Below are 25309 nucleotides of genomic sequence, written 5' to 3'. Positions count from 1 at the left end.
GGGGGGTCCGCCTTTTTGGTGCCGTGCGGGGGGGGTTCTCCTTCCGTGTGGGGGGGGGGGGGGGGGGGGGGGGGGGGGGGTGGGTGTGGGGGCCCCCCCCCCCCCCCCCCACAGGCACACGGGGAGTGTTACTCGCCCACGATCCCGGACGCGGCGACGACGATCTTCGCGCGGGTCCCACCGGAGGGGGTGCCCAGCGACTCGATCTGCTTCACGACGTCCTCGCCCTCGACGACCTCGCCGAAGACGACGTGCTTGCCGTCCAGCCAGGGGGTCACGACGGTGGTGATGAAGAACTGTGACCCGTTGGTGTTCCGCCCGGCGTTCGCCATGGAGAGCAGGAACGGGCGGTCATGCTTGAGCTGGAAGCTCTCGTCGGCGAACTTCTCGCCGTAGATGCTCTTGCCGCCGGTGCCGTCGCCCCTGGTGAAGTCGCCGCCCTGGAGCATGAACTCCGGGATGACACGGTGGAAGGGCGACTCGGCGTATCCGAAGCCGTGCTCGCCGGTGGCCAGCTCACGGAAGTTGCGAGCCGTCTTGGGAACGATGTCGTCGTACAGCTTGAAGACGATCCGGCCCGCGGGCTTGTCGTCGATGGTGATGTCGAAAAATACGTTGGAAGGCACGGGGCATTCTGACACGGCCGCTGCCCTTGGGTCTCTTTCCCGCGCGTGGCAGGCGAGCGTGGTCGCCGGGGCGGCCGGAGCCGCCCCTCTTCCCGGACAGCTGCGGCCATCGGGAAAGTAGTTCCTTGTAGCCAGTGGGACGCTCGGTCAGGATGACCAGTGCGGGTACGGGACGACGTTCCAAGAGTTCGTTGATCGAGCCGGTACTACCGGAGTGACGGGCGGCTCGCGTCAAGGGCCGGGGGCCGGGGGCCCCACCACCGACCGCATCGGTCTTCGCTGTGCGCGTGGTGAACAAAGCCGTGTGAACAGAGCCGTGTGAACAAAGCCGCACGTCAGCTGTGCTGCATCCAGACGCCTGGCTCCTGGTACACACCCTCATCGGCGGACAGGTCGACCCGTAGCAGGCTGAGTCCGCCCGGGATCACATAGTCCCCCGGCTCGGGAAAGACCATGCTGGTCCAACGCTCCCACTCGGCGATGCAGCCCGTCATCGTCTGCGATGCGGGAGCCGCCGACAGGATCTTCGCGCCCAGGCGCTGATGGGTCCGGATCCAGGGATCAAGAGCCATCCCGTCGCGACGACGCCACCCCATGAAGGTCTCGATCGGTGTCAACGGGTACTGCGCCTTCATCGTGGGGCGCACCGGCGCAACGACATGGGCCAGCCCGGCATCCTGCGCAGTGCGGCGCAGCGCGGTCAAGGTCTGGCCCGCCAGCCCTCGCCCCTTGAGCGACGGGGTGACCACCGCACCGCAGATCACCAGAGCGTTGGGCTCCACCCCCTGTTCGCGGCCCTCGACAGCCCGGACAAGGGCCTGGGTATAGCCAGTCGGGAGTGTCGAGGCCAGGCCGTCCCAGTGGATCGGCACCCCCCACCCGGATGCCACCGGCACACCCTGCTCATCCACCAGCATCAGGTTCAGATCGGTGAACCACTCCCTGACCCTGCCTATGTACTCCTTGACCAGCCGGTCAGCCGTGATGAACTCAGGAAAGCTCTCGCTGAAGAGCTCCTTTACGTGCTCATCCGGCCACGTGCGCGCGTCAGTCCGTTCGATCCTCAATGTCACGCCTGTTCATAGCACACGGGTGGCGCCCTGAAAGCGTCGTCGAACCGTCCGCCGCGAGTTCGGGATTCCCCAACGGTCCTCCGCAGGGAACCCATACCTCTAAGGTCTGTCCGGCGGAGCTTGACTCACGGTGGCCAGGAGCTCTGTGACCAAGGGGTTCGGGTCGTTCTTGCGCCAGGCCACGGCGACTCGTGTGCGGGCAGCGCTGGGCTCAACCCGCCGAAAGGCGACGCCTTTGAGGCGGATGCGCCGGATGCTTTCCGGGCCAGCGACACACCCAAGCCAGTCTTCACCAGAGCGCAGACGGTCTGCCATTCCACCGCGTGTTGGGACACTCGGGGGCGCGAAGCCTGCTCTTTCAGTCCCCCAAGGCTCTCAGAAGGTGGTGCCGAATCCGGAACGACGCGAGCAGACCAGCAGACCAGCAGACCAGCAGCCCGACGAGCGCCAGGGTCATCCCTCGGTGAGGAGGGTGAAAGTCAGCCTTGGAGGGTGCGGTCGCGAATGTACTCGTGCTGCATGCCGGACATGGTCACGAGCGCGGTGAACACGATGCCGGAGGGGCGTGCGAGCCCGCCGGAGCGACGCAGGTGGACATCGGACAGACATGTGCCTCCACGCGCTTGAAGTCGTCGCTCACGACCCCAGACCGTTTCGTGAGGGTGTTTCAGACGTCCAGCCGTTTGCGCAACTCATGAAACATGACCGCCGCAGGTGGACTGCCGAACGGTCGCCTGGTTCACAGGCGACCACCTATGAGACAGCGCCCGGGGCGGCGTTGATGCCGGATGCTGCTACGAGTTGCACAGAGCGTTGCGCGGCTTGGGCGTTGCATCGGTCGCCGGCACGCTCGGGCTGAAGATCGACCTCGGCGGCGCCTCCGGCATGCTTCTCGGCGCGGCGGCAGCCGCTGGCGGGTAACTGGCCCTCGCCGGGGCGGCCGTGGGTGTCACCGTCCTGTTCTACGTCGCCCACCGGATGAACCAAGCCCGCCAACTGCGGCGGGAATCCCCGGCGGCCTACCTGCTGGCGGCCGACCGCAAACTCGCCCATTCCGCCCTGCCACGCCGACGAGGAGAACCACGCACGCGCTAACCGACTGGCTGCCACAGTCGCAGACGCGCAGAGTGCCGCACCCGGATGACTGTGATCCCCGACACTCTCATTGCCCAGGTAATGCAACACGGCGCGAAGGACCATCACGAATTCGCTGTCGGTAGTCACCACTGCTCAATCGCGACACGGACCCGACCGCACACGACGACTGCGGGCACAAACATCACCATCCGCACACGGCTGTGCGAACACAAGCCACTCGCGGTTGACCCACGCTGCGGAGAAGGGCGCATTTACGCCAGCGCTGATGAAGCCGTCCGGGCATATGTCGGTTCGCAGCCTCGCGAAGTACGCGCGGGCGTCCGACGAAGGTCTCCTGAACTCCCAGACCGATACCGATCCCGACGCGCGTCGCCATCGCCGGCGGTCGGGTGAATTGTCTGTGGCCGGGGAGGGGCGTGATGAGTATTGAGGCGTCCATCCCCGTTGCGCGAAGCGGCATTTCATGACCTGTTCGAGAGGCCGGTACGGTCCGATTCATGGAGCGGAACTTTCAGCCGGCCGAAGAACTCGCGGCTGCCTTGCGTACCGGTGAAGTGACCTCGGCGGAACTGACCGACGAGGCGATCGCCCGTATTGAACGGGACGACGATGCGATCAACGCGATCTGTGTGCCGGACTTCGACCGTGCACGGGCCGCGGCGCGCGGTGCCGACCGGGCGCGTGCCCGCGGTGAGGACCGGCCGCTGCTGGGCATTCCGGTGACGGTCAAGGAGTCGTACGACATGGCGGGGCTGCCCACGACCTGGGGCATGCCGCCGCACCGGAACTTCGTGCCGGCCGAGGACGCGGTGCAGGTCTCGCGGCTCAAGGCCGCAGGCGCGGTGGTGCTCGGCAAGACCAATGTGCCCTTGGGGCTGCAAGATATACAGAGCTTCAACGAGATCTACGGCACCACCAATAACCCGTGGAACCACCGTCGTACGTCGGGCGGATCCTCCGGCGGCTCGGCGGCGGCCCTGGCGTCCGGATTCGGCGCGCTGTCCATCGGCTCCGACCTCGCCGGTTCGTTGCGCACCCCCGCGCATTTCTGCGGCATTTACGCGCACAAGCCGACACTCGGGCTGGCGGCGAGCCGCGGCATGGTCCCACCGCCCGGGCCGGCCCTGCCGGTCGAGCACGACCTCGCCGTCGTCGGTCCGATGGCGCGCACCGCCCGCGACCTCACGCTCCTGCTCGACGTCATGGCCGGACCGGACCCGCTGACGCTCGGTGCGGCGTACGACTTGACGCTGCCGCCCGCGCGCCACGAACGGCTCCGCGACTTCCGGGTCCTGGTCCTCGACGAGCATCCGCTCATTCCGACCGGGTCCGCCGTGCGGGCGGGCGTGGGCCGGGTGGCCGACGCGCTTGTCGACGGCGGTGCCTGCGTCGAGCGGGACAGTCCGCTGCTGCCCGATCTGACCGAAGCCGCGGTGCTCTACACGAAGTTCCTGTTTTCGGGCTCCGTTGCACGTTTTCCCGTCGAAGCGTACGAGCAGCTGCAGTCCCGCGCCGCCGGACTGAGCGCAGACGACGAGAGTCTCGATGCGGCGCGGCTGCGCGGCATGGTGTTCAGCCACCGCGACTGGATCGAGGCGAACAGCCGTCGCGAGCTCCACCGTCACGGCTGGCGGCAGTTCTTCGCCGAGTTCGACGCCGTGGTGTGTCCCATCACCCCCACTCCCGCGTTCCCGCACGACCACAACCCCGACCTGATGAAACGTCGGATCGACATCGACGGCGTCGAGTACCCGTACTTCGACCAGCTCGTCTGGGCCGGTCTGGCCACCATGCCGGGCCTACCCGCCACCGCCGTACCAGCGGGCCGGTCCCCTGAGGGTCTGCCGGTGGGAGTGCAGCTCATCGGGCCGATGCTCGAGGACCGCACCCCGCTGCGGCTGGCCGAACTGCTCGAGCAGAGGATCGGCGGCTTCCAGGCACCGAAGTAGGGCGTACTACCGGGTGTCCGTCGGGCTCTGGTCGCCGGCCCTTGAATAAATGAGTCCGATGTGTTCAGTGGCCGTACGCGATCAGGGATCGTTTGATCTTGGCGTTGGTGGTCCAGTTGTGCCAGACGCCGGCGGCGGGGGCGAGGAGTCGTTGGCCGGTGCGGGCGAAGACTCCCGCGGGGGTCCTGCCGCCGTGTTGTTCCAGCCTGGTGCGCAGCCGCTGCGCGGACTCGAATTCAGCGATGGGCAAAGCGAATTCGACCGCGCCCGGCACCGATGATGGTGTCGCGCCGGTGCTCCCGACCGCGTAGATGACGTAGTCGTAGTCCAGGGCGCGGCCCGACGCCAGCACTGCAGCCCAACGAGCCGATCCTGCCCGCAAGCTCACCTTCAACAGCCCTTCGGAAGTGCTGAACTCGTGGGCTCCTCCGGGCCATCAGGTCGAAGCCCAGCAGATGAGCCCGCTCGTGTTCCTGAGCAGGCCCTCGATGATGCCGAACGGGTGACGGGCGGGCCCGTTCAGAAGTCCAAGATCATGCCGTGGCGGGTTTCTGGCGTATCCGGGTCATGCCCCATGAACGCGACGACGCCGCCGGTCAGGGCAAGGACCGGGCCGATGGCCGGGTTTGTCGTCAGCCGTCCGGCGGGGACGGAGACGATCGTGGCGGTGTCAGCGACGCGCACGGGCGAGCAAGGCCGCATGCGGCAGCGTCAGTACGCCGTCCTCATCGGCAAACGCGGAGCTGAAAAGATCGAAGTGGCGCTTGATCTCGGCGCGGATCAGTGGGGTCTGACTCTGTACCATCTGGCCGCCGAACGCCACGCCGGCCGCAGGACCGCTCCACCACTCGTCGGCGCCGGCGCGGTGGTCCCAGCGCAAGGTCTCGCAGGCCGCCTCGCACAGCCCTGTCGAATCCATCAGGCCCGTCAGTCCCTTCTCGTCACGGGGAAAGTCCTCTTCAGGAGCCAGTCCTGCGGGAAGGTGGGGTGGTCGCACCGCACCTGCGGCCTGGATCGCGCGGCCGAGCAGCGCCTGGCCCGGGGCCGGCGGTGCCGCCCATATCGTCAGCGCAATCAAGCCGTTCGGCCTCACGACACGGCGCAGCTCGGCCAGGGCGACCCTGGGCCGGCCCACGTGGTTCAGCACGAAGTTGGCCACGACGGCGTCGAACTCTCCATCGCTGAAGGGAAGCTCAGGAAGGACGGCCACGCGCACGTCAGCCGCGGGCGCGGCCTGCATGGCCAGCTCGACCATGGTCGGCTCCGCATCCACGGCCGTCACCGTCGCGGCCCGGGTGCATGCGGCAGCAGCGACCGTCCCCGGCCCGGTTCCGACATCCAGCATCCGCATGCCCGGCCCTACCTCAGCGGCATCGAGCAACTGCGGCACCGGGTAGGCGCACAGCCTGGCGAAGCTTCCGGCATAAGCGGCGCCCCGGCCCGCCCACATCCGCCGTTCACTCTTGTCGAATCCCGTCAACACCGGCACCCTCTCCAAACCCCCAGCCGAAGATCAGCATGGTGCCACGACCCTAACCCGCTACCTGATCAGCACGGACGGCTTGAAGAAGGTACGTAACAGGTGTCTTGATCCGGCCCGTCGAGGAGACCGGCCCCGACCGACGGCTGACCCGCCGCAGCACTCACCAGGAAGAACAGTCCTGATCAAGACGAGGAACTAGGCGTCCCGGTATAGATCCCGGACCTCGGGGCGCTGCTGGAAGCCGGCTGACTTGTAGGTGGCGACGGCACCGACATTGGAGCTCGGGGTGCAGACGTTCGCGCTCGACGAGCCCAGCTCCTGGAGTGCGGCCGTCGCGGCGACGGTGATCGCCTCGCCGTAGCCGTGACGGCGATGTTCCCGGTGCACGCCCATCGGTTCGAGCAACCCGGGCCTATCCGGACCTGCCGACCACACCGTCACCGCCGCCACCGCGTTGCCCTGGCCGTCGTACGCGACCAGACACCGGGCGTCGGCGTACGGCAATCCGGCCGCCATCGCGTGCCAGCGCTCGGCCGTGAACCTCGACCCGTCGAATGCTGCCCGTTGTACGGCGGCAAACACGTGCGCCTGCTCCGGTACGACCACCCCGATCCGCACGCCTGGGTCCTTCACCGGCTCCGTGAGGTCGCGGCACAGCGGCGTCCACGGCTCGTCGGCGTTCCAGCCGTCCTCGAACAGCAGATCTTGGACCAGTGCACCCATAGGCGCCGCGACGTTCACCCTCCCCCCGGGCAGCACGCCGCGTTCCGTCTCGGTCACATCGTCCACCAACTGCTGCGCCAGCTCCTCGTCCCGCTGAGCGTCTGGCGCGATCGTCAGCCGCAACAGCCCGGGACCGTCCAGCAGTCCGACGGCGAGAATCTGTCCGTCCCGGCTCCACGTCCTGACCGCCGCGGCGGTCGCTTCCGCACCTGACCGCCAGAACCAGCCCAGGTCCCCCGGATGCAGTTGCATCGGCGCCCCGTCGTACTGCCACTCCCGCAGCACGCCCACAGCCTCGCTCAGCCCGTCGACTCCCGGCTTGCCCAGCGCAATCGCCATACCCCCGATCACACACCACCGCACCAACAGTCCGCACCCGGTTTTTGGATCGGCCGGCGTGTCGCGGGTTCGGGGACTCGGGAAGGCGGCCGGTGATCGAAGACTCGACCCAGAGTTCCGCCCAACCCGGGTCCGCCCTGCCTGGGTCCGCCAGGACCAGGCGGAATCGCACGGCCCTGACCGACCCTGGGAGCATGGATCGTGCCCGGCAGCTCAGCGATTCCAACCACCCTCAGCTCAGCGAACTCGCACTCGACTACGTCGCCATACGGGCCCCCGACGACCCCGACATGACCATGATGATCTACAGCGCACCGCCAGGATCCGAGGCTGCCACCACCCTCCAGCTCCTGGCCGGCCTCACCACACCTCCCGTTCCCAGCACGGTGGACCTTCCGGCGAACAGCACGCTGTGAATTGTCGGATGGGTAAAGGCGGGGGCTGACTGCACTGTTCTGGTCGAACATCAGTCCATACGGCATGGCCCCGGGTCCGCGGGCGGCACGCACGTGTGTCTACTGTTGTGTCAGTTCGCGCAGGACCGCTGAGGCGAGAGCTGCGTCGAGTGCGCCGACGCCGGTCAGGTCTGCGACGGTGATCGCGTCGTCCGGCCGCTCGACAGGCTTTTCGAGCAGGAGACCCACGGGGGTGTCTCCGGTGGACGTGACCGATCCCTCGATGACTGCACGGCCGAAGTCCCCGTGGTCCACGCACTGTTGGTGGTCGTCGGTTGCGATCAGTGCCGCGCGGGCGAAGAGCGCCGGGGGGAGTTCGTTCTTGTGGGGCATGTCGGTGCCGATGCCGGTGACGTGTGCGCCCTGTCGGACGTCGGCGGCGCTCAGGACCGGGGCGGTGGCAGGGGTGGTGGTGATGACCATGTCGGCGCCTGCGGCTTCCACGGCGGAGGCGGGCCGGGCATGCTGCCCGCGCGCATTGAACTCCTCGCAGAGCGCACGGGCTTTGTCCTGGCTGCGACCGTGGACCAGGACCGTGCTGATCCGACGGAGCCTGGCGAGCCATTCGACCTGGAGCCGGGCCTGTTCTCCGGTGCCGAAAACGGCCAGGGTCGTCGCACCGGGGCGGGCCATGGCGTGGGTGATCAGCGCGCCCGCGGCGGCGGTGCGCAGGGCGGTGAGGAGGCCCTGGTCGTCGAGGATCGCTCGGACCTGGCCGGTTCGGGCGCTGACGACGCAGACCAGACCGTGGTTGGAGGGCAGGCCGGCCGCGGGGTTGTGATAGAAGCCCGTCGCGATCTTGACGATGAAGTCGGGCGCACCGGTGACCCAGCCCGCTTTGACGTGGCAGTCGCCGTCGGCGTGGGGGAATTGAAGGTGCAGCGGTGGCGGCACGGTGGTGCGGCCGTGGGCGTGGGCGATCAGCGCGTCGCGGACGGTGTCGAGGACCAGGTGCGGGGTGGCGGCCCGATCGATTGCGGCTGCGTCGAAGACGGCCCGGCTCACCGGTGTGCCCGCATCCACTCGGTGAAGGCGGCCAAGCCCTCTTCGGGACGGGCGCGACCGATGCCGATGCGGAAGCGGTCGGTGGGGGTGGGAGTGAGGTCGGAGCGGTAGATGCCGGCGGGCAGCAGGAGGACGCCGGCTTCCTCCACCAGGCGGGTGCAGAACTCCTCGACTCCTTCCGGGCCGAGGTAGCGGGGGTAGGCGACGCAGCCGCCGTCCGGGGCCTGCCATTCGAAGACGTCCGGGAACTCGGCGAAGAAGGCGTCGAAGACGGGCAGGTTCCGCGCGATCAGGGCCCGGTTGCGGTCCAGGATCGTGGTGCGGGCCTTGAGTGCGATGCGGGCCAGGACTTCGCTGGGGGCGGAGTTGCAGATGGTGGTGTAGTGCTTGGCCCGCTCCAGCCGGGTGAGCAGGGCGCGGTCGCGGCAGGCGATCCACCCGATCCGCAGACCCGGCAGTCCCAGCGACTTGGAGGTCACGTTCAGCGACAGGGCGCGCTCGGACAGGTCGGCGGCCTGCGGCAGGGTACGGGCCGGATCGCGTTCCAGGCCGCGGTACACCTCGTCGCTGAACAGATGGATGCCATGCTCGTCGCACAGCCGCGCCAACTCGGTGAAGTCGGCGGCGTCGATGACCTTGCCGGTGGGGTTGTTGGGGAAATTCACCGACACCACCCGGGTGTTCGGCCGGATCGCCGCCTTGATCCGGTCGAGGTCCAGGGCCCAGTCGCGGTCCGGGTCGAGAGCGACGCCGGTGACCTCGCACAGCGCCAGCGGCACGGTCTCGGCCGCCTGGTAGTTCGGGGTCACCACCACCGCGTGATCACCAGCGTCGAGCAGGACGTTCATCGCCAGGTACAGGGCCTCCTCAGCGCCCGCGAAGCAGATGACGTCCGCGGAGTCCGCCCGCTCGTACATCTGGGCGATCACCTCACGCAGAGCCGGATCACCGTAGGTCTCGGTGTAGCCCAGCGACAGGTTCTCGAACGCGGTCCGGTCGTGGTCGTCTGCCAGAGCGAGCAGTTCCCTGAGCGTCATCGTCTGTACGTCAGACGCGGTCAGGTGGTGCTGCGCGGCGAACTCCCAACGGGAGAAGTATGTTTCCAGGCGGAAGTCGGGCAGACGGGTCATCGCGTGTGGTCCTTTGCGTTCGGTGCTCTGAGCTCGGCCAACAGGCCGTAGAGGGTCGATCGGGAAACCCGCAGGGCGCGGGCGACGACCGGGGTGGCACGGCGCACGGCGAAGACCTTGGCCTCGTCCAACCGCGCGAGCACGGCGAGGCGGTCGGTGCGGGTCAGCCGCTCCACCGGGCGGCCGCACTCGCGCACGTAAGCGCCGACGATGTGCTGGACGCGCTCGCTCCAGTCCTGCTCGAACAGCGGCTCCGGGCGGGACACGGTCGGTGCGCCGAACGCCGACAGCACAGCCGCGGCCTGTTCCAGCGGCGTGCGGTCGAGATTGACGCACAACACCGCCGAAGCCTTGTCGTCCGCATCGCGCAGGATCGCGCTGACCGATGACAGGCGCCGGCCGTCCGCGAGCAGCTTCTCGTACGGCCCGAACACGTCCCGGGCCGACGGATCGAGGGCGTCCAGCTCACCCAGCAGCGACGGATCACCCGGACCGCGCGAGTTCATGGGATTCCAGATCGCCAGGATCCGATCGGTATCCGGATCATGCAGGACCACCTCGGCGTACGGACCGAGCAGCAGTGCCACGGCCTGGCATGCCGGTGCCCACATCCGCACACGAGGGTCGGTGCCCTCTTCCACAGTACCCATGGCTGGACTCTACGTCCAAGTTGGATATTCGGTCCAGGCCGAGGGGTGTGGGACGCGGCCACGCCGCCCGGGACTTCGCGGCCGACGTGAGGGCAGGAACGTTCCCGGTGCCGGAGCACACCATCTGACCGGAGGTCCGGGCGGGAGTGGACGGCGAGCGGCCGTGGGGCTGCTCGCCGCCCGCCGCGCCGCGAGTCGGCGCGGCTCGGTTGCCGGCCGGGCCCGCGGGTACGGCACGCGCAGCGACTCGACCGCGACCGGGGTGTGGTCGGCGGCTGCGTGGAGGCGTCCGTCGCGCAGGACGACGGCGCCACTGCCGGGCATGGTCGCGACCAGCTCGGCAGTGAGGGCCTCGGCGTGCGGTCCAGGAGGCGTGCCGCATCCGTGAGCCAGTCCCGCGCGTGTAGATAGGGCTCGACCTCGCCGGCTGGGATCCCGTCGCGGATCATCAGGGCGAACGCGAAGATCCGCCGGGCCCCGTACCAGACGGCTCCGTCCGGGTCGTCCACGAGACGCTGGGCGCGGCGCAGCGCGGTGCTGAACGCGGCAGTGGGGTCGGCGGGTGTCGGGCCGTGGGAAGGAAGGGCCACGCGCGGCGCGAGGTCGGCCATCCGTTCGAGGGAGGCGAGCGCCGAGTAGCCACCGCTGGAACGACACCGTCCGGTCGACCCGCGGACGCCCGCGCAGTAAGCGGACGCCCGCGCAGTAGCGGCTCGCGCGACACGCGAGACTGATCAGGAATCGAGAAGCGTCCGTCACCGAGCCGCAACTAACGTGACGGCCATGGACATCACCATTCACACGACCTCCCTTCCGCATGACGACCCGGACGCATCCCTGGCCTTCTACCGCGACATCCTCGGCTTCGAGGTCCGCAGCGACGTCGGACAGGGCAAGATGCGCTGGATCACGGTCGGCCCCGTTGATCAGCCCGGCACTTCCATCCTCCTGGCACCGCCGGCCGCCGACCCCGGCATCACCGACGACGAGCGCCGCACCATCGTCGAGATGATGGCCAAGGGCACCTACGGCTGGATCCTGCTGGCCACCCGGGACCTCGACGGCACCTTCGAGCAGCTGGAGGCCCGCGACGCCGAGGTCGTCCAGGAGCCGACCGAGCAGCCGTACGGCGTTCGCGACTGTGCCTTCCGCGATCCCGCGGGCAACCTGATCCGCATCCAAGAGCTGCGCTGAGCCTTGGTAGCGGCTCGGGCCTCGGTGGCCGGCGCTTCCGTGCCTCCTGGGGATGTCGGCCAGCAGGCCTCGTCGTTCTTCGGCCCCAGCATGTACTCAGGTACTTGCGAACAGCGATGAAAGGGTCCTCTCGTGTGTCATGCCGCATGGATGCGCGCACTTACCGCTGCACAGCGTCTGAGCGACCTCGCGCGGCTGCGCCGCGTTCGCGACCGGATCGACCGGCAGTACGCGCAGCCGCTGGACGTCGAGGCGCTCGCCCGCAGCGCGAACATGCCGGCCGGTCACCTCAGCCGCCAGTTCCGGCTCGCCTACGGTGAGTCGCCGTACGGCTACCTGATGACGCGGCGCATCGAGCGCGCGACCGCGTTGCTGCGCCGTGGCGACCTCAGCGTCACCGAGGTCTGCTTCGCGGTCGGCTGCTCGTCGCCGGGCACCTTCAGCGCCCGCTTCACCGAGCTGGTCGGCACGCCGCCCACCGCTTACCAGTGCGGTACGGCGGGCGCTGCGGCGGGGATGCGGTCGCGCGTCACGGAACAGGTGACCAGACCGGTCAGGAATCGAGAAGCACCGGCGACTGAGCCGCAACTAGCGTGACGGACATGACCTCCATCGAATCCGTCACCCTCGAGGTGGCCGACCCCACGGCCGCCAACCGTTTCTACACCGCCTTCGGTTTGGGCACTCAGGTGCGCCTGCGGGCCTCGGAGGTGCCGACGACCGGCTTCCGTGGGTTCGCGCTGTCGCTCACGGTCTCCCAGCCGGCCACCGTCAACGGCTTCATCGACGCCGCCCTCGACGCCGGCGCCACGCCGCTGAAGCCTGCCGCGAAGTCGTTCTGGGGCTACGGCGGCGTCGTACAAGCCCCGGACGGAACGATCTGCAAGGTCGCCACGTCGGCGAAGAAGGACACCGGCCCGGCCACCCGGCAGATCGACGACGTCGTGCTCCTGCTGGGAGTCACGGACGTGGCCGCGAGCAAGCGGTTCTACGTCGACCGCGGCCTCGTCGTGGCGAAGAGCTTCGGCCGCAAGTACGTCGAGTTCGCCACTCAGTCGTCTCCCGTCAAGCTGGCGCTGTACGGGCGCCGTGCCCTCGCCAAGGACGTCGGCGTCCCCGACGACGGCACTGGATCGCACCGGCTCGTGCTGGGCAGCGGTACCGGGTCTTTCACCGACCCGGACGGGTTTGCCTGGGAGGCCGCATCCCTGTGTCATCCCCGGGCTGTTGTCGCAAACGAAACATCACCGGGCCGCTGAGGGGGCGCCCTGAACGGGGACCACGACGCCGCCGCAGCGGAACTCCTCGCGGGGGAGGAAGGAAGGGAGAAGGAGGGGGGACGGATCAGCCCAGGGAAGCAGCCGACGGAACGACCACGCCGTACAGGTCTGCGATCGTCGCGAGCGCACTGCGGTGAATCTGGTCGGCGGTCAGGCCGCCGCCCACCGACGGCAACGGCCGCGTCGCACAGGCATCGGCGACGACCGTGGGACGGTTCCCGCGCAGGAACGCACCTTCCGCGGTGAACGTGACACACATGTGGGTCATGAACCCGGCGATGATGACGTCCTTGTTCCCGGCACCATCCACCAGCTCACCCAGGTTCGTCTCGTGGAACGCGTTGGGCGTGGTCTTCACGACGACCTGCTCGCCCGCGATGGGCGCCACGCGGGGGTGGATCCGGCCGATCTCGGCACGGATGTCGTACGGGGTGTCCTCGCCGCCGTCGTTGATGACGTGGACGACCTTCGCACCCGCTTCCCTGGCCCCGGCCAGCAGCGCGGCGGCAGCGTCGAGTGCGGGTTGCCACCCCTGAAGCTCCATCACGCCGCGGGTGTAGGTGTTCTGGTAGTCGATCAGGATCAGCGTCGCGCCGGCCGGCGAAGCCGGGGTCTGGTCGAATCCGTTGAGTTCCCGCAGAGTTGTCGTAGGCATGCTGCACCTTCGGGTCAGGTATCAAAAGGTCAGGGCCACCGTGTGATGGCGCACCGCCCACGCTACGAACCCACCACGCATGGCAGCAATGTCATGTAACTTGCAGATTCAGACACCGGGTCCGGTGTTGTGCCACCGCCCCCGACCGGACGGACACACCCCTTGAGCAGCCTCAGCCGGTTCATCGTCGTGCTCCTCTTCGACGGCGTCGACCTCCTCGACGTCACCGGCCCTCCGGAAGTGTTCGCACTGCTGCAACGGGAGACCGGCGACGCAGAGGGGTACCACGTGGTTCTGGCCGCCGAAACCATGGACCCCGTCACCACCTCTGCCGGGGTGCGCATCCTCCCCGACATCACCTTCCAGGAAGCATCCACGCGCCGCATTGACACCCTCATGGTTCCCGGCTCGGTCGAGGTCGACGGCAACTGCCGCGTCCACGCCGTCACCGACCCCACCGTGGTCCAATGGGTGAAGGAGCTGGCAGGCAGGGCCAACCGCGTCGCGTCCGTGTGCGTGGGGGCGCACATCCTGGCAGCCGCCGGGCTGCTCGACGGCAAACGCGCCACCACCCACTGGTCCACCGCGCAGCAGCTCGCCGCAGACCACCCGGCGGTCGACGTCGACGCCGACCCCATCTTCATCCGCGACCACAACGTGTGGACCGGAGCCGGTATCACCGCCTGCCTCGACCTGTCACTCGCCCTCGTCGCCGAAGACTTCGGCGAGGCCGTCGCACTGCGCGTCGCCCGGCAGCTCGTCATGTACCTGAAACGCCCCAGCGGGCAGAGCCAGTTCAGCGTCCCGATCGAACCCGTCTCCACCACGCGCCGCATGGCTGACATCCGTCACTACATCACGCAGCACATCGCCGACCGCCTCACCGTCACCGATCTCGCCGAGCACGCCCACGTCAGCGAACGGCAGCTCACCCGCGTCTTCAAGACGGAACTCGGCATGACACCCGCCGCCTACATCGAATCGGCCCGCGTCGAAGTGGCAAGGAACCAGCTCGAATCCACGGACGACACCCTCGAACGTGTCGCATCGGCGTGCGGCTTCAACACACCCGACACCCTGATCCGCGCGTTCCGCCGGAAACTGAACACGACACCGACGGAATACCGCAGCAGGTTCCGGCACTCCCGATAGTCCGCGCCCCGCCCATGCACAACGCCCTCCCGGTACTCGCCGCGAGGGGCCTTCGACGCCCAGTTGGCCATTGGCAGCCCTCAGTTGGTCTCCACCGTGATCGCACTGGACGGCATCGCCGAGTTCATCAGCGTGTTCCACGGCACTCCTTACGGCCGCCTCCCGCTGGAGCACTTGCGCCTCCGCACATCGTGCAGCGATTCCTCGACCGGCCGACGCTGGGCTGATGCCGCGGCTCGCTCGGGTCGTTCCCCCGGCCGGGCAGGAAGGTGCCACTACGTCGACCGGGGTGTGCGCAGGGCAAGGATGGCCATGTCGTCGTGGCCGTCGCTGGGGTGGTGGTCGACAAGGGCCTGGCAGAGCTCGTTCAGGGAGAGGTCGCCGTGAGCGGCCGCGGTTCGGGCGAGGGCGTCGAGGCTCGTGTCGATGGGGTGCTGGGGGTGCTCGATCAGCCCATCGGTGAAGAAGACCAGGGTGGAGCCGGCGGGAAGTGGGTGGGTGTGGTCAGGACGGGGTTGGTCGGCGTCCACTCCTAGGGGGATCCCGGGTTCGGCATACAGGTACTCCGGCCGCCGGCCGGGGGCGATGAGCAGGGGCGGGAGGTGGCCTGCGGCGCTCCAGCGCAGGGTCCAGGCGGAGCCTTCGGGTTCGATGCGGGCCAGGCACGCAGTGGTGACGGGGTTGTCGGTGATGGCGTGCAGAGTGTGATCGAGCTGTGTGAGGACCGCGCTGGGCGGGGTGCGGCGGTCGTAGAGCAGGGCACGCAGCATGTTGCGGGTCTGAGCCATGGCCGCCGCAGCTTTCAGGTCGTGGCCGCCCACGTCGCCGATGACGGCGGCGCACGCCCCGTCCGGGAGCAGAAAGGCGTCGTACCAGTCGCCACCGACCCGTGCGGGGGCGGTCGCCGGCCGGTAGACGGCGGCGCCCTCATACGGTCGAAGGTCGGACAGGGTCGGCAGCAGCAGACGCTGGAACTGCTCGCTGCCCGCCCGCGCTTGCTCGAACAGGCGCGCGTTTTCGATGGCCACTCCTGCCGCCCCGGCAAGCGCAACGACGATGTCCTCGTCGTACGCGTCGAACGGCTCTCCGTCACGCCGGTCGGCCAAGTAGAGGTCTCCGTAGACCTCGCCCCGGACGCTGATCGCCACCCCGAGCAGGCTGCGCATCGGTGGGTGACCGGGCGGAAACCCTGCGGAATGCGGGTGGGAGGCGATCTCCTCGACCCGGAGCGGTTCAGGGCGGCGGATCAGGGCCCCGAGCAGACCCCGTCCGTGCGGAAACTCGACGCCGCTCAGGTCGGCCCGTTCCTGCACGCTCAGCCCCACGGGGATGAAGTGCGCCAGGCCCTCGCCCTGCTCATCGAGGACGCCCAGCGCACCATAGCGAGCCTGGACCAGGTCCATGGCGGCCGTGACGATCCGGTCGAGCACCACTGGAAGCTCCAACTCCCGGCTGACTGCCATGACCGCGTCCAGCAGTGCCTGCAGCCGGTCCCTGGTCCGGGCCAGCCTCCGGAGCTGCGCGGAGATCTCGTCGAGCTGACCGTCCAGGAAGTGAGGCAGGTCGGCAATGTTCGGAGGTTTCGGTTGTTCAGGTTCCATGGGTTCTCCCGATGCCCCGCACAAGCCGTCCTACCTCGCGGGCGTGCATTACTCAACCTCACCCGGGCGGACCTCCGGCTCGCCGACCCGCGGATGCAGCCCATTGGTCTTCGCGTGCTGCCGCATCACCTCGAGCGGGTCCGGGCCCGCACCATGCCGGTCTCCCGGGCCAAGCCCTCGACACCGATCCCCTCGGGATGCTGCTCCAGCACTCGCGATCGTCCCCGCGCACACCTCGGCCTCCTCGAACGGCCGACGCTCGTACTGCTCGCCTCCTTCCGGGGCGTAAGGAGAAGGCTTCCCCATGCGGTTGGTACCTGAGACGTCCGCAGCTCAGTCCTTCGGGTACGTGCCCGGTGTGTGGCCGAAGGTGCGGCGGAAGACATCGATGAACGCGCTGGCGGACGACCAGCCGCACAGGTGCGCGACCGCGGTGACCGGCGTGTTCTCGGCCAGCAGGACCAGCGCGTGGTGGAGCCGCAACTGGGTGCGCCACTGGGGGAACGTCATGCCGAGGTCGCTGCGGAACAGCCGGGACAGGGTACGGTCGCTCGCCCCGACCTCACGGCCCAGTTCGGCGAGGGTGCGGCTGTCCGCCGGATCGGTGCGCAGGATGTCGCACAGCGTTCGCAGCAGGGGGGCGGTGGGTGTGGGCAGGTGCAGGGGCTCCTGGGGCGAGGCCCGCAGCTGGTCGAGCAGCACCGCGCGCAGGCGGGCCCGCTCGGGACTGTCGTCGCCCGGTGGGCGGGTGTAGGCGACGATCAGTTCGCGCAGCAGCGGACCCACGGCGAGCACCGTCGGCGTCTCCAGGCCGAGTGGGTTCTCGGTAGCGGGCAAACCCACCAGGTGCAGCTGGAGTTCGCCGTGGGCCTGGTGGGCATGCACGGTGCCGGCGGGTACCCAGATGGCTCGGGTCCCCGGGGCGACCCAGGAGCCTGCGCTGGTGGTGACGGCCAGCACTCCGCGGCCGGCGTAGACGATCTGGTGGTCATCGTGCCGGTGGGCGTCTATCGCGGCGCCGGGCGCCAGTCGCTGGGTTCGGGTCGGGGCGACCGACTCGTGGCGGATTTCCGTCATCGCCCGGCAGTTTATTGGAAGTGCGACACAGTGCCCAGTACCGATCATGACGGGGTGCGAAGGAATTCATCGATCACCCTGCTGTCCCTCGGGCACGCGTGCGTCGACGTCTACCAGGGCGCCGTGGCGTCCCTGGTGCCGTTCTTCGTCGCCGAGCGGGCCTACAGCTATGCCGCCGTCTCGGGCATCGTGCTCGCCGCCTCCCTGCTGTCGTCGGTGGCACAACCGGTGTTCGGTGCGCTCACCGACCGCTGGGCGATGCCCTGGCTGCTGCCGGTCAGCACCCTGCTGGGCGGCCTAGGTATCGCGATGAGCGGGGTGAGCGGCTCCTACGCGGCGACCCTCGCGTTCGTGGCGGTGTCCGGGGTGGGCGTGGCGGCCTATCACCCCGAGTCCGCCCGGGTGGCCCGGCTTGCCGGCCGGGGCAGCCACCGCGCGATGGGCTGGTTCTCGCTGGGTGGAAACCTCGGCTTCGCGGCGGCCCCGCTCATGGTCGCCGCCGTTGTCTCTCTCGGCGGTCTGCGCTTGACGCCGCTCCTGGTGCTGCCGGCGCTCGTCGGCTCCGTGCTGTGTCTGCCCGTGTTGCGGGTGCTGGCGCAGCGTCAGTCCTCCGGGAGGGGTACGACCGTGGCGGTCGGGGCCGACGACCCGGCGTCGTTCGTGAAGCTGTCGCTGGCCGTGGTGTGCCGGTCGATCGTCTTCATCGGCCTGAGCACCTTCATCTCGCTCTACGCCACCGAGCGCATGGGCGGCAGCACGGCGGCGGGCACCGCGGCGCTGTTCGTGCTGTTCCTCGGCGGCGCGGTGGGCTCCGTGCTGGGTGGCGCGCTGGCCGATCGTTGGGACCGGGTCACCGTCGCGCGCTGGTCGTACCTGCTCACGGTCGGACCAGTCGCGGGCCTGATCTTCGTACCGAGCCCGGCGTTGTATCTGTTCGTGGCGCTGACGTCGGTCGGCCTGTACGTCCCGTTCTCGCTGCAGGTCACGCTCGGGCAGGACTACCTGCCCTCCCGCGTCGGCACCGCCAGTGGCATCACGCTCGGTCTGACCGTCAGCATCGGCGGTCTGGCGAGCCCTCTCATCGGCGGCGTCGCCGACGCGACATCCCTGCAAACCGCCCTGGCACCACTGATCCTGCTGCCAGTCCTGAACTGGCTGCTGTTCCGCACCCTGCCCGAACCCGCCGTGCCGCAGCCCGGGCCCGCGGCTCATCCGAAGGGAGACGACTCGGCAAGCCGTACCATCCCCGCATGAACGTCGATGTCCCCGCCGAAGACCTCAAGGTCGGCGATCGCCTGGAACGCTCGACTCAGTACGGCACCGAGGTCCTGTCGCTGATCGCAGTGGAGCCGCGCGTGCACGGCATCAAGTTCACCGCCATCAACCTCGGGGGCAGACGGGTTTCCTTCGGCATGAGGTACGGGGAAACGGCGAGGCGCGTGTGTCCGTGATCCGCGAATCTGCTTCGACACGCCGTCGCATCAGAGCGCAGGGAACTGCCGCTCCACGCCGATGGTCCCCGCAACGGCGCCCCAGATGGCGTTCTGCGCGGTGTCCAGCGTTACCTTGGGGTCCGTCAGCATCAGACGGATCCCGAATCCGTCGCACAGCGCGAGCAGCAGGGTGCTCGTCTCATCGACGTCGCACTGGGCGAATTCCCCGGAGTCGACGCCCCTCCGTAGGGCATTGCCGACCCACTCGTGCAGTTGCTCGTACAGGTCGACGGCGAGGTGTCGCGCCGTGTCGTCGCGCAGCGCGCGCACCCAGAGTTCCTGCCACAGCCGCCAGTCCTGCCGGAGTTCCGGGTCCGTGGGGAGCAGGGCCCGCAGGATGCGGGCCAGGATCACCGCGGCGGACACCGAATCGGCGTCCCGTTCGAGTTCCGTGCCGGTCTGCGCGAAGGAGTACGTCATCGCCTCGGCGAACAGCTTTTCGCGGGTCTCGAAGTGGTAGTGCAGCAGAGCGGTGGACACGCCCGCGTGCTCCGCGACCATCCGCATACGGATTCTCTCGAAGCCGACCTCGGCGATCACCTCGCACGCGGCGGAGAGGATCCGCTCACGCGTCTCGCGTGTGCGTTCGGCCTTGGTCACGTGGGTGCTCCCTGGTCTGGTAGGTGCCGGCGCGGTCCGTGGGACGTCGCGTCCCGCACTGTTCCATCTTCGCGTATCCCTGTCGGCTCCGGGCCCCGGTCCGCTCGGACGCCGGAAGCCGAGCCCCGGTACGGTGCGGCGGCTCATCGGTGGGTGTGAAAGCCCCGGCCCGACTTCCGGCCGAGCAGGCCCGCATCAACCATGCGTGCCAGCAGTGGTGGCGGGGCGTACAGCGGCTCTCGGAACTCCTCGTACATCGATTCCGCGATGGCCTGGACGGTGTCCAGCCCGATGAGATCGGTGAGCGCGAGCGGGCCGAGCGGATGCGCACAGCCGAGGACCATGCCTCTGTCGACGTCCTCGACCGACGCCACGCCGGTCTCGACCATCCGGACCGCTGCCAGCAGATACGGCACCAGCAGCGCGTTCACGACGAACCCGGCCCGGTCCCGGGCGCGGACGACCTGCTTGCCGAGGGTTACCGACGCGAACGCCTCTGCCCGCGCCGCGGTGACGTCACCTGTCAGCAGGGACGGCACCAGTTCGACCAAGGGAAGGACCGGTACGGGGTTGAAGAAGTGCAGTCCCACCACCTGCTCAGGTCGCGAGGTGGCCGCCGCCAGGCGAATGACCGGGATGGACGACGTATTGGTCGCGAGGATCGCATCGCGGCCCGCCACGGTCTTGTCGAGCCGCTCGAAGACCTCCAGCTTCGCCCGCTCGTGTTCGGACACGGCCTCCACCACCAGATCACGGTCGGCCATGCCGTCCATGTCCGCAGTCAGCGTGATCCGCCCCAGTGCGGCGTCCCGTTCCTCGGAGGTCAACTTCCCCGCGGCCGCCGCACGGTCCAGCGACGACGTGATGCGGAGCCGGCCCGCCACCGCGGCACTCTCACCGGCCTCGACCACCACCACGTCCAGGCCTGCCCGGGCACACACCTCGGCGATACCGGATCCCATCAGGCCGCAGCCCACGACCCCGATCCGCTCGACATCCGTCATCGGTACTCCGTACGTTGCTCGGCGGCCCGGGCGGGCGGGCCGGTCGTGGCTGACGAGTGCGTGCCGGCCGGGACACACAGGGGTGAGCCGTCCGGCTGCCCGGAGCCGTCCGGCTGTCCGTGGCCGCCCAGCAGAGGCGGGTCCGGGTCCGGGCGGCGTACACCCGGACCCGGGACGAGGCGGCTCCCTCTAGCCGGCGGAGGGCATCTGCAGGACGTCCGTGCCGCGTTTGACGAGTTCGTTGGCGATGATCAGGCGCTGGATCTCGGAGGTGCCTTCCCAGATGCGGTCGACGCGCAGCTCTCGGTAGAGGCGTTCGACGGGGTAGGAGCGGTCGTAGCCGCGGCCGCCGAAGATCTGCACGCACCGGTCGATGACCCGCCCGGACGCCTCGCTCGCCGACAACTTGGCGATGGCCGCCTTGGCGTGGAGGGTCTTGCGGTCGGACAGTCCCGCGTCCACCTCCCAGGCGACCTGGTGGGTGTAGGCGCGGTTGACGGCGATGTCGACGGCGCAGTCGGCGAGCATGCCCTGGACGAGCTGGAAGCCGGCGATGGGCGAGCCGAACTGGCGGCGCTCGACGGCCCAGTCACGGGCCAGTTCCAGCGCTCGCTCGGCCGCTCCGACCGTGCGCGCCGCGATCATCAGACGCTCCTCGGTGAACCAGGAGCGCGTGATGTCGTAGCCGTTCCCGATACCGCCGAGCACCGCGTCATCCGGGACACGGACGTCCGTGAACGTGAATTCGGGGTGCTCGTAGACGAAGGTGTGCATGAAGCGCGGCACCCGGGTCATCTCGATTCCCGGGGTGTCCTTGTCCACGAGGAACAGGGTCGGCGCGCGATCCTCACCGGCCGCGGCCAGCACGATCATGAAATCGGCGTGGTCCCCGACCGTGACGAACCACTTCTCGCCGTTCAGCACCCAGCCGTCCGCGCTGCGCGTCGCGGTCGTCCTGATGCTCTGCGGGTCGGACCCGGCCTCGGGCTCGGTGACCGCGTAGCAGTCGCGACGCCGGCCCCGGATGACCGGGACGAGGTAGCGCTCGCGCTGCTCGGGGGTGCAGAAGCGCAGAGCGTTCGCGGGGCGCCAGACCATGTCCCACAGGGCGCCCGTCAGCCGCCCCAGCTCCTCCTGGACGACGGCCTGTTCCAGGATCGTCAGTCCGGCGCCGCCCCACTCCTCCGGCATGTTGACGGCCTGGAGTCCGCTTGCCAGCACGGCGTCGCGGATGTCCGCGTGCGCCTGTGACCGCAGGCCGTTGTTCTCCTCGCAGTCGAGCTCGTACTTCATGATGAACTCGGTGAGCCCACGAGCGGAGTCCTTGAGCTCCTCGTGACGGGCGGTGAGACGGAAGTCCATGTCAGTCCTTGGGTGTCGTGTGGCCGGGCCGGGGGAGTGTCAGGAGGCGGGCAGCGCGAGTGCCCGAGTGCCGCGTTTGATGAGTTCGTTGGCGATGATCAGGCGCTGGATCTCGGAGGTGCCTTCCCAGATGCGGTCGACGCGCAGCTCTCGGTAGAGGCGTTCGACGGGATAGGAGCGGTCGTAGCCGCGGCCGCCGAAGATCTGCACGCACCGGTCGATGACCCGGCCCGCCGCCTCGCTCGCTGCGAGCTTCGCCGTCGACGCCTTCGCGTGCAGCGCCTTGCGGTCGGTGTTGGGCTGATCGGCCTCCCAGGCGACCTGGTGGGCGTAGGCGCGGTTGACGGCGATGTCGACGGCGCAGTCGGCGAGCATGCCCTGGACGAGCTGGAAGTCGGCGATGGGCGAGCCGAACTGGCGGCGCTCGACGGCCCAGTCGCGGGCCAGTTCCAGCGCTCGCTCGGCGGCTCCGACCGTGCGCGCCGCGATCATCAGACGTTCGTCGGTGAACCACTCCTTCGTCAGTTCGTAGCCGTCTCCGACATTCCCGAGCACGTCTTCGTCGGGAACGAACACATCGGTGAACGTGAACTCGGGATGCCCGTTCACCGCCGAGTGCATGAACCGCGGCACCCGGGTCATCTCCAGCCCTTGCGCCTGCTTGTCGACGAAGAAGAGGGTGGGCGCCCGCTCCGGGCCGGCGTCGGCCTGCACCAGCAGGAAGTCGGCGATGTCGCCGCAGGTCACGAACCACTTCTCGCCGTTCAGCAGCCAGCCGCCGTCCGTGCGGGTCGCGGTGCTCGTACCGGAGGTGGGGTCCGAGCCCGCGCCCGGTTCCGTCACCGCGAAGGCGTCGAAGCGCTCGCCGCGGATGACGGGCAGCAGGTACTTCTCGCGCTGCGCCTCATCGGCGTGGGCCAGGACGTTGGCGGGACGCCACGGGATGTCCCAGAGGCAGTTGGTGACCTTCCCGAACTCCTCCTCGACGATGACCTGGTCGAGCAGCGACAGACCGGCCCCGCCCCATTCGGTGGGCATGTTGATGGCGTACACACCGGCGTCGATGGCGGCTCGGGTCAGCTCGCGCACGGTGTCGGCGGGCAGTGGACCGCCGGCCTCCTCGGACTGGTTCTCGTACTCCATCAGGAGCCTGGTGTACGCGGCGGCCCGGCCCTTGAGGGCGGCCTGCTCGGGTGTGTAGCGGAAGTCCATGGTGTGCTCCGGGCCTTTCGGTCGGGACGGGGAGTGGGAGGTGGTACGGGGGCAGGGTGCGGCGCGGTGCGGGACGGGGCGGAGCTGTCAGGCCAGTACGGCGCGGGAATCCAGGGCGAGCACGCCGTCCGGGCGGACCAGAAGTGGATTGACCTCGAGTTCGGCGATCTCCGGATGGGCCGCGGCGACGGTGGTGATCCGCTCGATGACGTCCGCGGCGGCGGCCACATCCACGGCGGGCCGTCCGCGGACACCCGACAGCAGCGCGGCCGTCCGCAGGCCGCGCAGCAGCTCCGCGGCACGCGCGGCCGGGAGGGGCGCCAGGGCGAAGGCGACGTCGTGCAGCGCCTCGGTCAGTACGCCGCCGAGACCGACCATGGCGACCGGACCGAACCTCGGGTCGCGGTTGACGCCGACGATCAGCTCGATGCCGTCGCTGAGATCCGCCATCGCCTCGACCGAGTAGGACGGCGCGCCGAGCCTGCTGTGCATCTCCCGGTACGCGGCCAGCAGTGCCTGCCGGTCGGCGAGCCGCAGGGCGACCCCGCCCGCGTCGGACTTGTGCAGGACGTGCAGGGCCTTGAGAACGTACGGTCCGGCGAACGCGTCCGCCGCGGCGAGGAGTCCGGACTCGGAGGTGATCGCGCGGGCCTGCGGGAACGGCACGCCGGCGGCAGCCAGGAGGCCCCGTATCCCGTGGTACCCGGCGTCGCGCAGCGGCGCGGCGGCCGGAGGCAGCGGGGAGATCCCCGGCGCCCCGCCCGCGCCTGGCACGGCCATCGCGGCCAGTGCGCGGGCGGCGTCCTCGGTCGCCGAGAACACCGGGATGCCCGCCCCGGCCAGGGTGCGGCAGCTCGGCGACTGCGGATACATCGACTGCACGACCAGCGGCTTCGGCGTGGTCCGCCAATGGGCGACGATCTCCCGCGCGGCCGCGGCCTCGCCCTCGGCGAGGGTGGCTCCGCCGCCGCCGAGACCGCTGCCGGAGGCCGCGTAGCCCCCGAAGTAGCCCGTCATCAGTACGGCGTCGACTTCGTCCGTCGTGAGCAGTCCGCCGACCGTGTCCGCGTACGACCGGGGACTCTGCTCGCCCATCCCGGCCAGGTCCACCGGGTTGGCGACCGCGGACTGCTCCCACAGGACCGCCCGCAGCCGGTCCTGTGCCTCGGCGCCGAGTTCGGGTACGTCGAGACCGGCGGCCTCCGCCGCGTCGGCGGCGATCACACCATGCCCACCGCCGTCCGTGAAGACGGCGGTACGCCGTCCCCGGGCGCGTGACCCCGCGCTTCGTGCGGCGAGTACGACGGCCAGCTCGCGCTGCGTGGCCACCAGCGCCACGCCGGCGTCCCGGCAGGCGGCGGCCACCACATCCGCGGACGTGGTGAGCGCGCCGGTGTGGGACTGGGCGCTGCGGGCGGAGGCGGTGCCGCGGCCCCCGGTCAGCAGGACGACAGGCTTGCCCGCCGCCGCGGCGGCCCGGGCGAACGCACGGCCGTCGCCGAAGTCCTCGGCGTACACGGCGATCGCGGAGGTGGCCTCGTGCCGTGAGCAGTCCTCGACGAGGTCGACCAGGGTGACGTCGGCCTGGTTGCCGAGCGAGACGAACCGGGAGAAGCCGAGGCCGTGCGGCGCCATGCGGAGCTGGAGTTCGAGGGCCAGATTGCCGCTCTGGCTCAGCAGCGCGACACCGCCGTCCGTGAAGGTGTCCGAGGCGAGATACAGCTCGGTCGTATTGTCGGCGATACCGAGGCAGTTGGGGCCGACCAGCACCGCGCCCGCCTCCCGCACCCGCGCTGCGACCGCCCGCTGGCGGGCGAGCCCGGCCGTGCCGGCCTCGGCGAAGCCGGCGGTGATACCGACGATGGCGCGGGCTCCGCAGGCCAGGGCGTCGTCGACGGCGGTCTCGAACCCGGCGCCGGGCACGGAGATCACCACCAGTTCGACGGGTTCCCCGATCTCGCCGAGACTTGTTGCCGCACGGCGGCCGAGGACCGTCCCGCCGCGGCGGTTGACGAGGTGCACGGGCCGCCGTTCGGGGGCGCGCAGCGCCTGGGCGGCCACCGCGTGACCGTACTTGGCCGGGTCGTCGCTGGCGCCGACGACGGCGACGGACTTGGGGTTGAACAGCGCCGTCAGGTCACGCCCCAT

The 25309-nt window shown here is 69.5% G+C and carries 24 protein-coding genes and 2 pseudogenes; 8 read left to right on the top strand and 18 right to left on the bottom strand.

Features of this window, described 5'->3' with window-relative positions:
• Positions 1-128 precede the first annotated feature (128 nt).
• The 3 genes and pseudogenes from AC0699_RS29110 to AC0699_RS29100 all read right to left on the bottom strand — a co-directional run.
• Positions 129-626 (bottom strand): peptidylprolyl isomerase, encoded by a 498-nt coding sequence (locus AC0699_RS29110; protein WP_478666017.1) that lies wholly within the window; start codon positions 624-626, stop codon positions 129-131.
• 335 nt (positions 627-961) lie between these two features.
• The gene (locus AC0699_RS29105; RefSeq protein ID WP_478666015.1) at positions 962-1699 is read right to left on the bottom strand and encodes a hypothetical protein; all 738 of its coding nucleotides are present in this window, start codon (positions 1697-1699) and stop codon (positions 962-964) included.
• Positions 1700-1798: 99 nt separating this feature from the next.
• Positions 1799-2040 (bottom strand): annotated as a pseudogene (locus AC0699_RS29100) (LysR substrate-binding domain-containing protein); the annotation flags it as partial.
• A gap of 1254 nt (positions 2041-3294) precedes the next feature.
• On the opposite strand from AC0699_RS29100, the gene AC0699_RS29095 reads away from it, so the two are divergent.
• Positions 3295-4746 carry an amidase gene (locus tag AC0699_RS29095; protein WP_478666013.1) on the top strand — a complete coding sequence of 484 codons (1452 nt, stop codon included), beginning with the start codon at positions 3295-3297 and terminating at the stop codon, positions 4744-4746.
• 64 nt (positions 4747-4810) lie between these two features.
• On the opposite strand, the pseudogene AC0699_RS29090 reads toward AC0699_RS29095, so the two are convergent.
• From AC0699_RS29090 to AC0699_RS29075, 4 genes and pseudogenes are all read right to left on the bottom strand, one after another.
• Positions 4811-4951 (bottom strand): annotated as a pseudogene (locus tag AC0699_RS29090) (IS982 family transposase); the annotation flags it as partial.
• A gap of 314 nt (positions 4952-5265) precedes the next feature.
• Positions 5266-5430 (bottom strand): hypothetical protein, encoded by a 165-nt coding sequence (locus tag AC0699_RS29085; protein WP_478666011.1) that lies wholly within the window; start codon positions 5428-5430, stop codon positions 5266-5268.
• Positions 5417-6226: a class I SAM-dependent methyltransferase gene (locus AC0699_RS29080; protein ID WP_478666009.1), complete on the bottom strand. Its 810-nt coding sequence runs from the start codon at positions 6224-6226 to the stop codon at positions 5417-5419. Before AC0699_RS29080 ends, AC0699_RS29085 begins: the two co-directional genes overlap by 14 nt.
• A gap of 198 nt (positions 6227-6424) precedes the next feature.
• On the bottom strand, positions 6425-7291 hold the full coding sequence (locus AC0699_RS29075; RefSeq protein WP_478666006.1) for a GNAT family N-acetyltransferase: 867 nt from the start codon (positions 7289-7291) through the stop codon (positions 6425-6427).
• Positions 7292-7485: 194 nt separating this feature from the next.
• On the opposite strand from AC0699_RS29075, the gene AC0699_RS29070 reads away from it, so the two are divergent.
• Positions 7486-7707 carry an MmyB family transcriptional regulator gene (locus AC0699_RS29070; protein WP_478666003.1) on the top strand — a complete coding sequence of 74 codons (222 nt, stop codon included), beginning with the start codon at positions 7486-7488 and terminating at the stop codon, positions 7705-7707.
• Between the two features lie 99 nt (positions 7708-7806).
• Here AC0699_RS29070 and AC0699_RS29065 read toward each other — a convergent pair whose 3' ends face one another.
• From AC0699_RS29065 to AC0699_RS29055, 3 genes are read right to left on the bottom strand one after another with little or no spacing between them, the layout of a single operon-like run.
• Complete coding sequence (locus tag AC0699_RS29065; protein WP_478666000.1) at positions 7807-8751, bottom strand: ornithine cyclodeaminase family protein; 945 nt, start codon at positions 8749-8751, stop codon at positions 7807-7809.
• Complete coding sequence (locus tag AC0699_RS29060; protein WP_478665998.1) at positions 8748-9881, bottom strand: aminotransferase class I/II-fold pyridoxal phosphate-dependent enzyme; 1134 nt, start codon at positions 9879-9881, stop codon at positions 8748-8750. Before AC0699_RS29060 ends, AC0699_RS29065 begins: the two co-directional genes overlap by 4 nt.
• Positions 9878-10492 (bottom strand): helix-turn-helix transcriptional regulator, encoded by a 615-nt coding sequence (locus tag AC0699_RS29055; RefSeq protein ID WP_478666108.1) that lies wholly within the window; start codon positions 10490-10492, stop codon positions 9878-9880. The genes AC0699_RS29060 and AC0699_RS29055 overlap by 4 nt, the downstream gene beginning before the upstream one ends.
• An 822-nt stretch (positions 10493-11314) precedes the next feature.
• On the opposite strand from AC0699_RS29055, the gene AC0699_RS29050 reads away from it, so the two are divergent.
• The 3 genes from AC0699_RS29050 (at position 11315) to AC0699_RS29040 (ending at position 12984) form a co-directional block, all read left to right on the top strand.
• Complete coding sequence (locus AC0699_RS29050; RefSeq protein ID WP_478665995.1) at positions 11315-11725, top strand: VOC family protein; 411 nt, start codon at positions 11315-11317, stop codon at positions 11723-11725.
• 150 nt (positions 11726-11875) lie between these two features.
• On the top strand, positions 11876-12322 hold the full coding sequence (locus AC0699_RS29045) for a helix-turn-helix transcriptional regulator (RefSeq protein WP_478665992.1): 447 nt from the start codon (positions 11876-11878) through the stop codon (positions 12320-12322).
• A 5-nt stretch (positions 12323-12327) separates the two neighbouring features.
• Complete coding sequence (locus AC0699_RS29040; RefSeq protein ID WP_478665988.1) at positions 12328-12984, top strand: glyoxalase; 657 nt, start codon at positions 12328-12330, stop codon at positions 12982-12984.
• Positions 12985-13069: 85 nt separating this feature from the next.
• On the opposite strand, the gene AC0699_RS29035 is transcribed toward AC0699_RS29040, so the two are convergent.
• Entirely contained in the window at positions 13070-13660 is a 591-nt protein-coding gene (locus AC0699_RS29035; RefSeq protein WP_478665985.1) for a cysteine hydrolase family protein, read from the bottom strand.
• A gap of 162 nt (positions 13661-13822) precedes the next feature.
• Here AC0699_RS29035 and AC0699_RS29030 point away from each other — a divergent pair, with 162 nt between their 5' ends.
• Positions 13823-14812: a GlxA family transcriptional regulator gene (locus tag AC0699_RS29030; protein WP_478665983.1), complete on the top strand. Its 990-nt coding sequence runs from the start codon at positions 13823-13825 to the stop codon at positions 14810-14812.
• A gap of 275 nt (positions 14813-15087) precedes the next feature.
• Here the strand turns inward: AC0699_RS29030 and AC0699_RS29025 are convergent, their stop codons facing one another.
• Positions 15088-16413 carry a PP2C family protein-serine/threonine phosphatase gene (locus AC0699_RS29025; RefSeq protein ID WP_478665980.1) on the bottom strand — a complete coding sequence of 442 codons (1326 nt, stop codon included), beginning with the start codon at positions 16411-16413 and terminating at the stop codon, positions 15088-15090.
• Positions 16414-16746: 333 nt separating this feature from the next.
• Positions 16747-17490, bottom strand: a complete 744-nt coding sequence (locus AC0699_RS29020; RefSeq protein WP_478665977.1) for an AraC family transcriptional regulator — start codon at positions 17488-17490, stop codon at positions 16747-16749.
• Positions 17491-17544: 54 nt separating this feature from the next.
• Between AC0699_RS29020 and AC0699_RS29015 the strand changes: the two genes are divergently transcribed.
• Together AC0699_RS29015 and AC0699_RS29010 are read left to right on the top strand one after the other, a co-directional pair.
• Entirely contained in the window at positions 17545-18744 is a 1200-nt protein-coding gene (locus AC0699_RS29015; protein ID WP_478665974.1) for an MFS transporter, read from the top strand.
• Complete coding sequence (locus tag AC0699_RS29010; RefSeq protein ID WP_478665972.1) at positions 18741-18941, top strand: hypothetical protein; 201 nt, start codon at positions 18741-18743, stop codon at positions 18939-18941. The genes AC0699_RS29015 and AC0699_RS29010 overlap by 4 nt, the downstream gene beginning before the upstream one ends.
• 30 nt (positions 18942-18971) lie before the next feature.
• Here AC0699_RS29010 and AC0699_RS29005 read toward each other — a convergent pair whose 3' ends face one another.
• From AC0699_RS29005 to AC0699_RS28985, 5 genes are all read right to left on the bottom strand, one after another.
• Complete coding sequence (locus AC0699_RS29005; protein WP_478665969.1) at positions 18972-19583, bottom strand: TetR/AcrR family transcriptional regulator; 612 nt, start codon at positions 19581-19583, stop codon at positions 18972-18974.
• 143 nt (positions 19584-19726) lie between these two features.
• Positions 19727-20587 (bottom strand): 3-hydroxybutyryl-CoA dehydrogenase, encoded by an 861-nt coding sequence (locus tag AC0699_RS29000; RefSeq protein WP_478665966.1) that lies wholly within the window; start codon positions 20585-20587, stop codon positions 19727-19729.
• A gap of 189 nt (positions 20588-20776) precedes the next feature.
• Positions 20777-21949, bottom strand: a complete 1173-nt coding sequence (locus AC0699_RS28995) for an acyl-CoA dehydrogenase family protein (protein ID WP_478665963.1) — start codon at positions 21947-21949, stop codon at positions 20777-20779.
• A 39-nt stretch (positions 21950-21988) separates the two neighbouring features.
• Positions 21989-23161, bottom strand: coding sequence for an acyl-CoA dehydrogenase family protein (locus AC0699_RS28990; RefSeq protein WP_478665960.1), 1173 nt, complete (start codon positions 23159-23161; stop codon positions 21989-21991).
• 87 nt (positions 23162-23248) lie between these two features.
• Positions 23249-25309, bottom strand: a complete 2061-nt coding sequence (locus AC0699_RS28985) for an acetate--CoA ligase family protein (RefSeq protein WP_478665957.1) — start codon at positions 25307-25309, stop codon at positions 23249-23251.

The organism is Streptomyces sp. NPDC043870 (assembly GCF_056435785.1).
The sequence above is the reverse complement of the archived record's forward strand: the minus strand, read 5'-3'. Positions and strand labels throughout refer to the sequence as shown.

What these genes read in the sequence shown, in the direction of transcription:
- AC0699_RS29095 (WP_478666013.1), top strand. Translation starts at nt 3,295, where the DNA reads ATGGAGCGGAACTTTCAGCCGGCCGAAGAACTCGCGGCTGCCTTGCGT.
- AC0699_RS29075 (WP_478666006.1), bottom strand. Translation starts at nt 7,291, where the DNA reads ATGGCGATTGCGCTGGGCAAGCCGGGAGTCGACGGGCTGAGCGAGGCT.
- AC0699_RS29070 (WP_478666003.1), top strand. Translation starts at nt 7,486, where the DNA reads ATGGATCGTGCCCGGCAGCTCAGCGATTCCAACCACCCTCAGCTCAGC.
- AC0699_RS29060 (WP_478665998.1), bottom strand. Translation starts at nt 9,881, where the DNA reads ATGACCCGTCTGCCCGACTTCCGCCTGGAAACATACTTCTCCCGTTGG.
- AC0699_RS29055 (WP_478666108.1), bottom strand. Translation starts at nt 10,492, where the DNA reads ATGTGGGCACCGGCATGCCAGGCCGTGGCACTGCTGCTCGGTCCGTAC.
- AC0699_RS29050 (WP_478665995.1), top strand. Translation starts at nt 11,315, where the DNA reads ATGGACATCACCATTCACACGACCTCCCTTCCGCATGACGACCCGGAC.
- AC0699_RS29045 (WP_478665992.1), top strand. Translation starts at nt 11,876, where the DNA reads ATGCGCGCACTTACCGCTGCACAGCGTCTGAGCGACCTCGCGCGGCTG.
- AC0699_RS29040 (WP_478665988.1), top strand. Translation starts at nt 12,328, where the DNA reads ATGACCTCCATCGAATCCGTCACCCTCGAGGTGGCCGACCCCACGGCC.
- AC0699_RS29035 (WP_478665985.1), bottom strand. Translation starts at nt 13,660, where the DNA reads ATGCCTACGACAACTCTGCGGGAACTCAACGGATTCGACCAGACCCCG.
- AC0699_RS29025 (WP_478665980.1), bottom strand. Translation starts at nt 16,413, where the DNA reads ATGGAACCTGAACAACCGAAACCTCCGAACATTGCCGACCTGCCTCAC.
- AC0699_RS29020 (WP_478665977.1), bottom strand. Translation starts at nt 17,490, where the DNA reads ATGACGGAAATCCGCCACGAGTCGGTCGCCCCGACCCGAACCCAGCGA.
- AC0699_RS29010 (WP_478665972.1), top strand. Translation starts at nt 18,741, where the DNA reads ATGAACGTCGATGTCCCCGCCGAAGACCTCAAGGTCGGCGATCGCCTG.
- AC0699_RS29000 (WP_478665966.1), bottom strand. Translation starts at nt 20,587, where the DNA reads ATGACGGATGTCGAGCGGATCGGGGTCGTGGGCTGCGGCCTGATGGGA.
- AC0699_RS28995 (WP_478665963.1), bottom strand. Translation starts at nt 21,949, where the DNA reads ATGGACTTCCGTCTCACCGCCCGTCACGAGGAGCTCAAGGACTCCGCT.
- AC0699_RS28990 (WP_478665960.1), bottom strand. Translation starts at nt 23,161, where the DNA reads ATGGACTTCCGCTACACACCCGAGCAGGCCGCCCTCAAGGGCCGGGCC.
- AC0699_RS28985 (WP_478665957.1), bottom strand. Translation starts at nt 25,309, where the DNA reads ATGGGGCGTGACCTGACGGCGCTGTTCAACCCCAAGTCCGTCGCCGTC.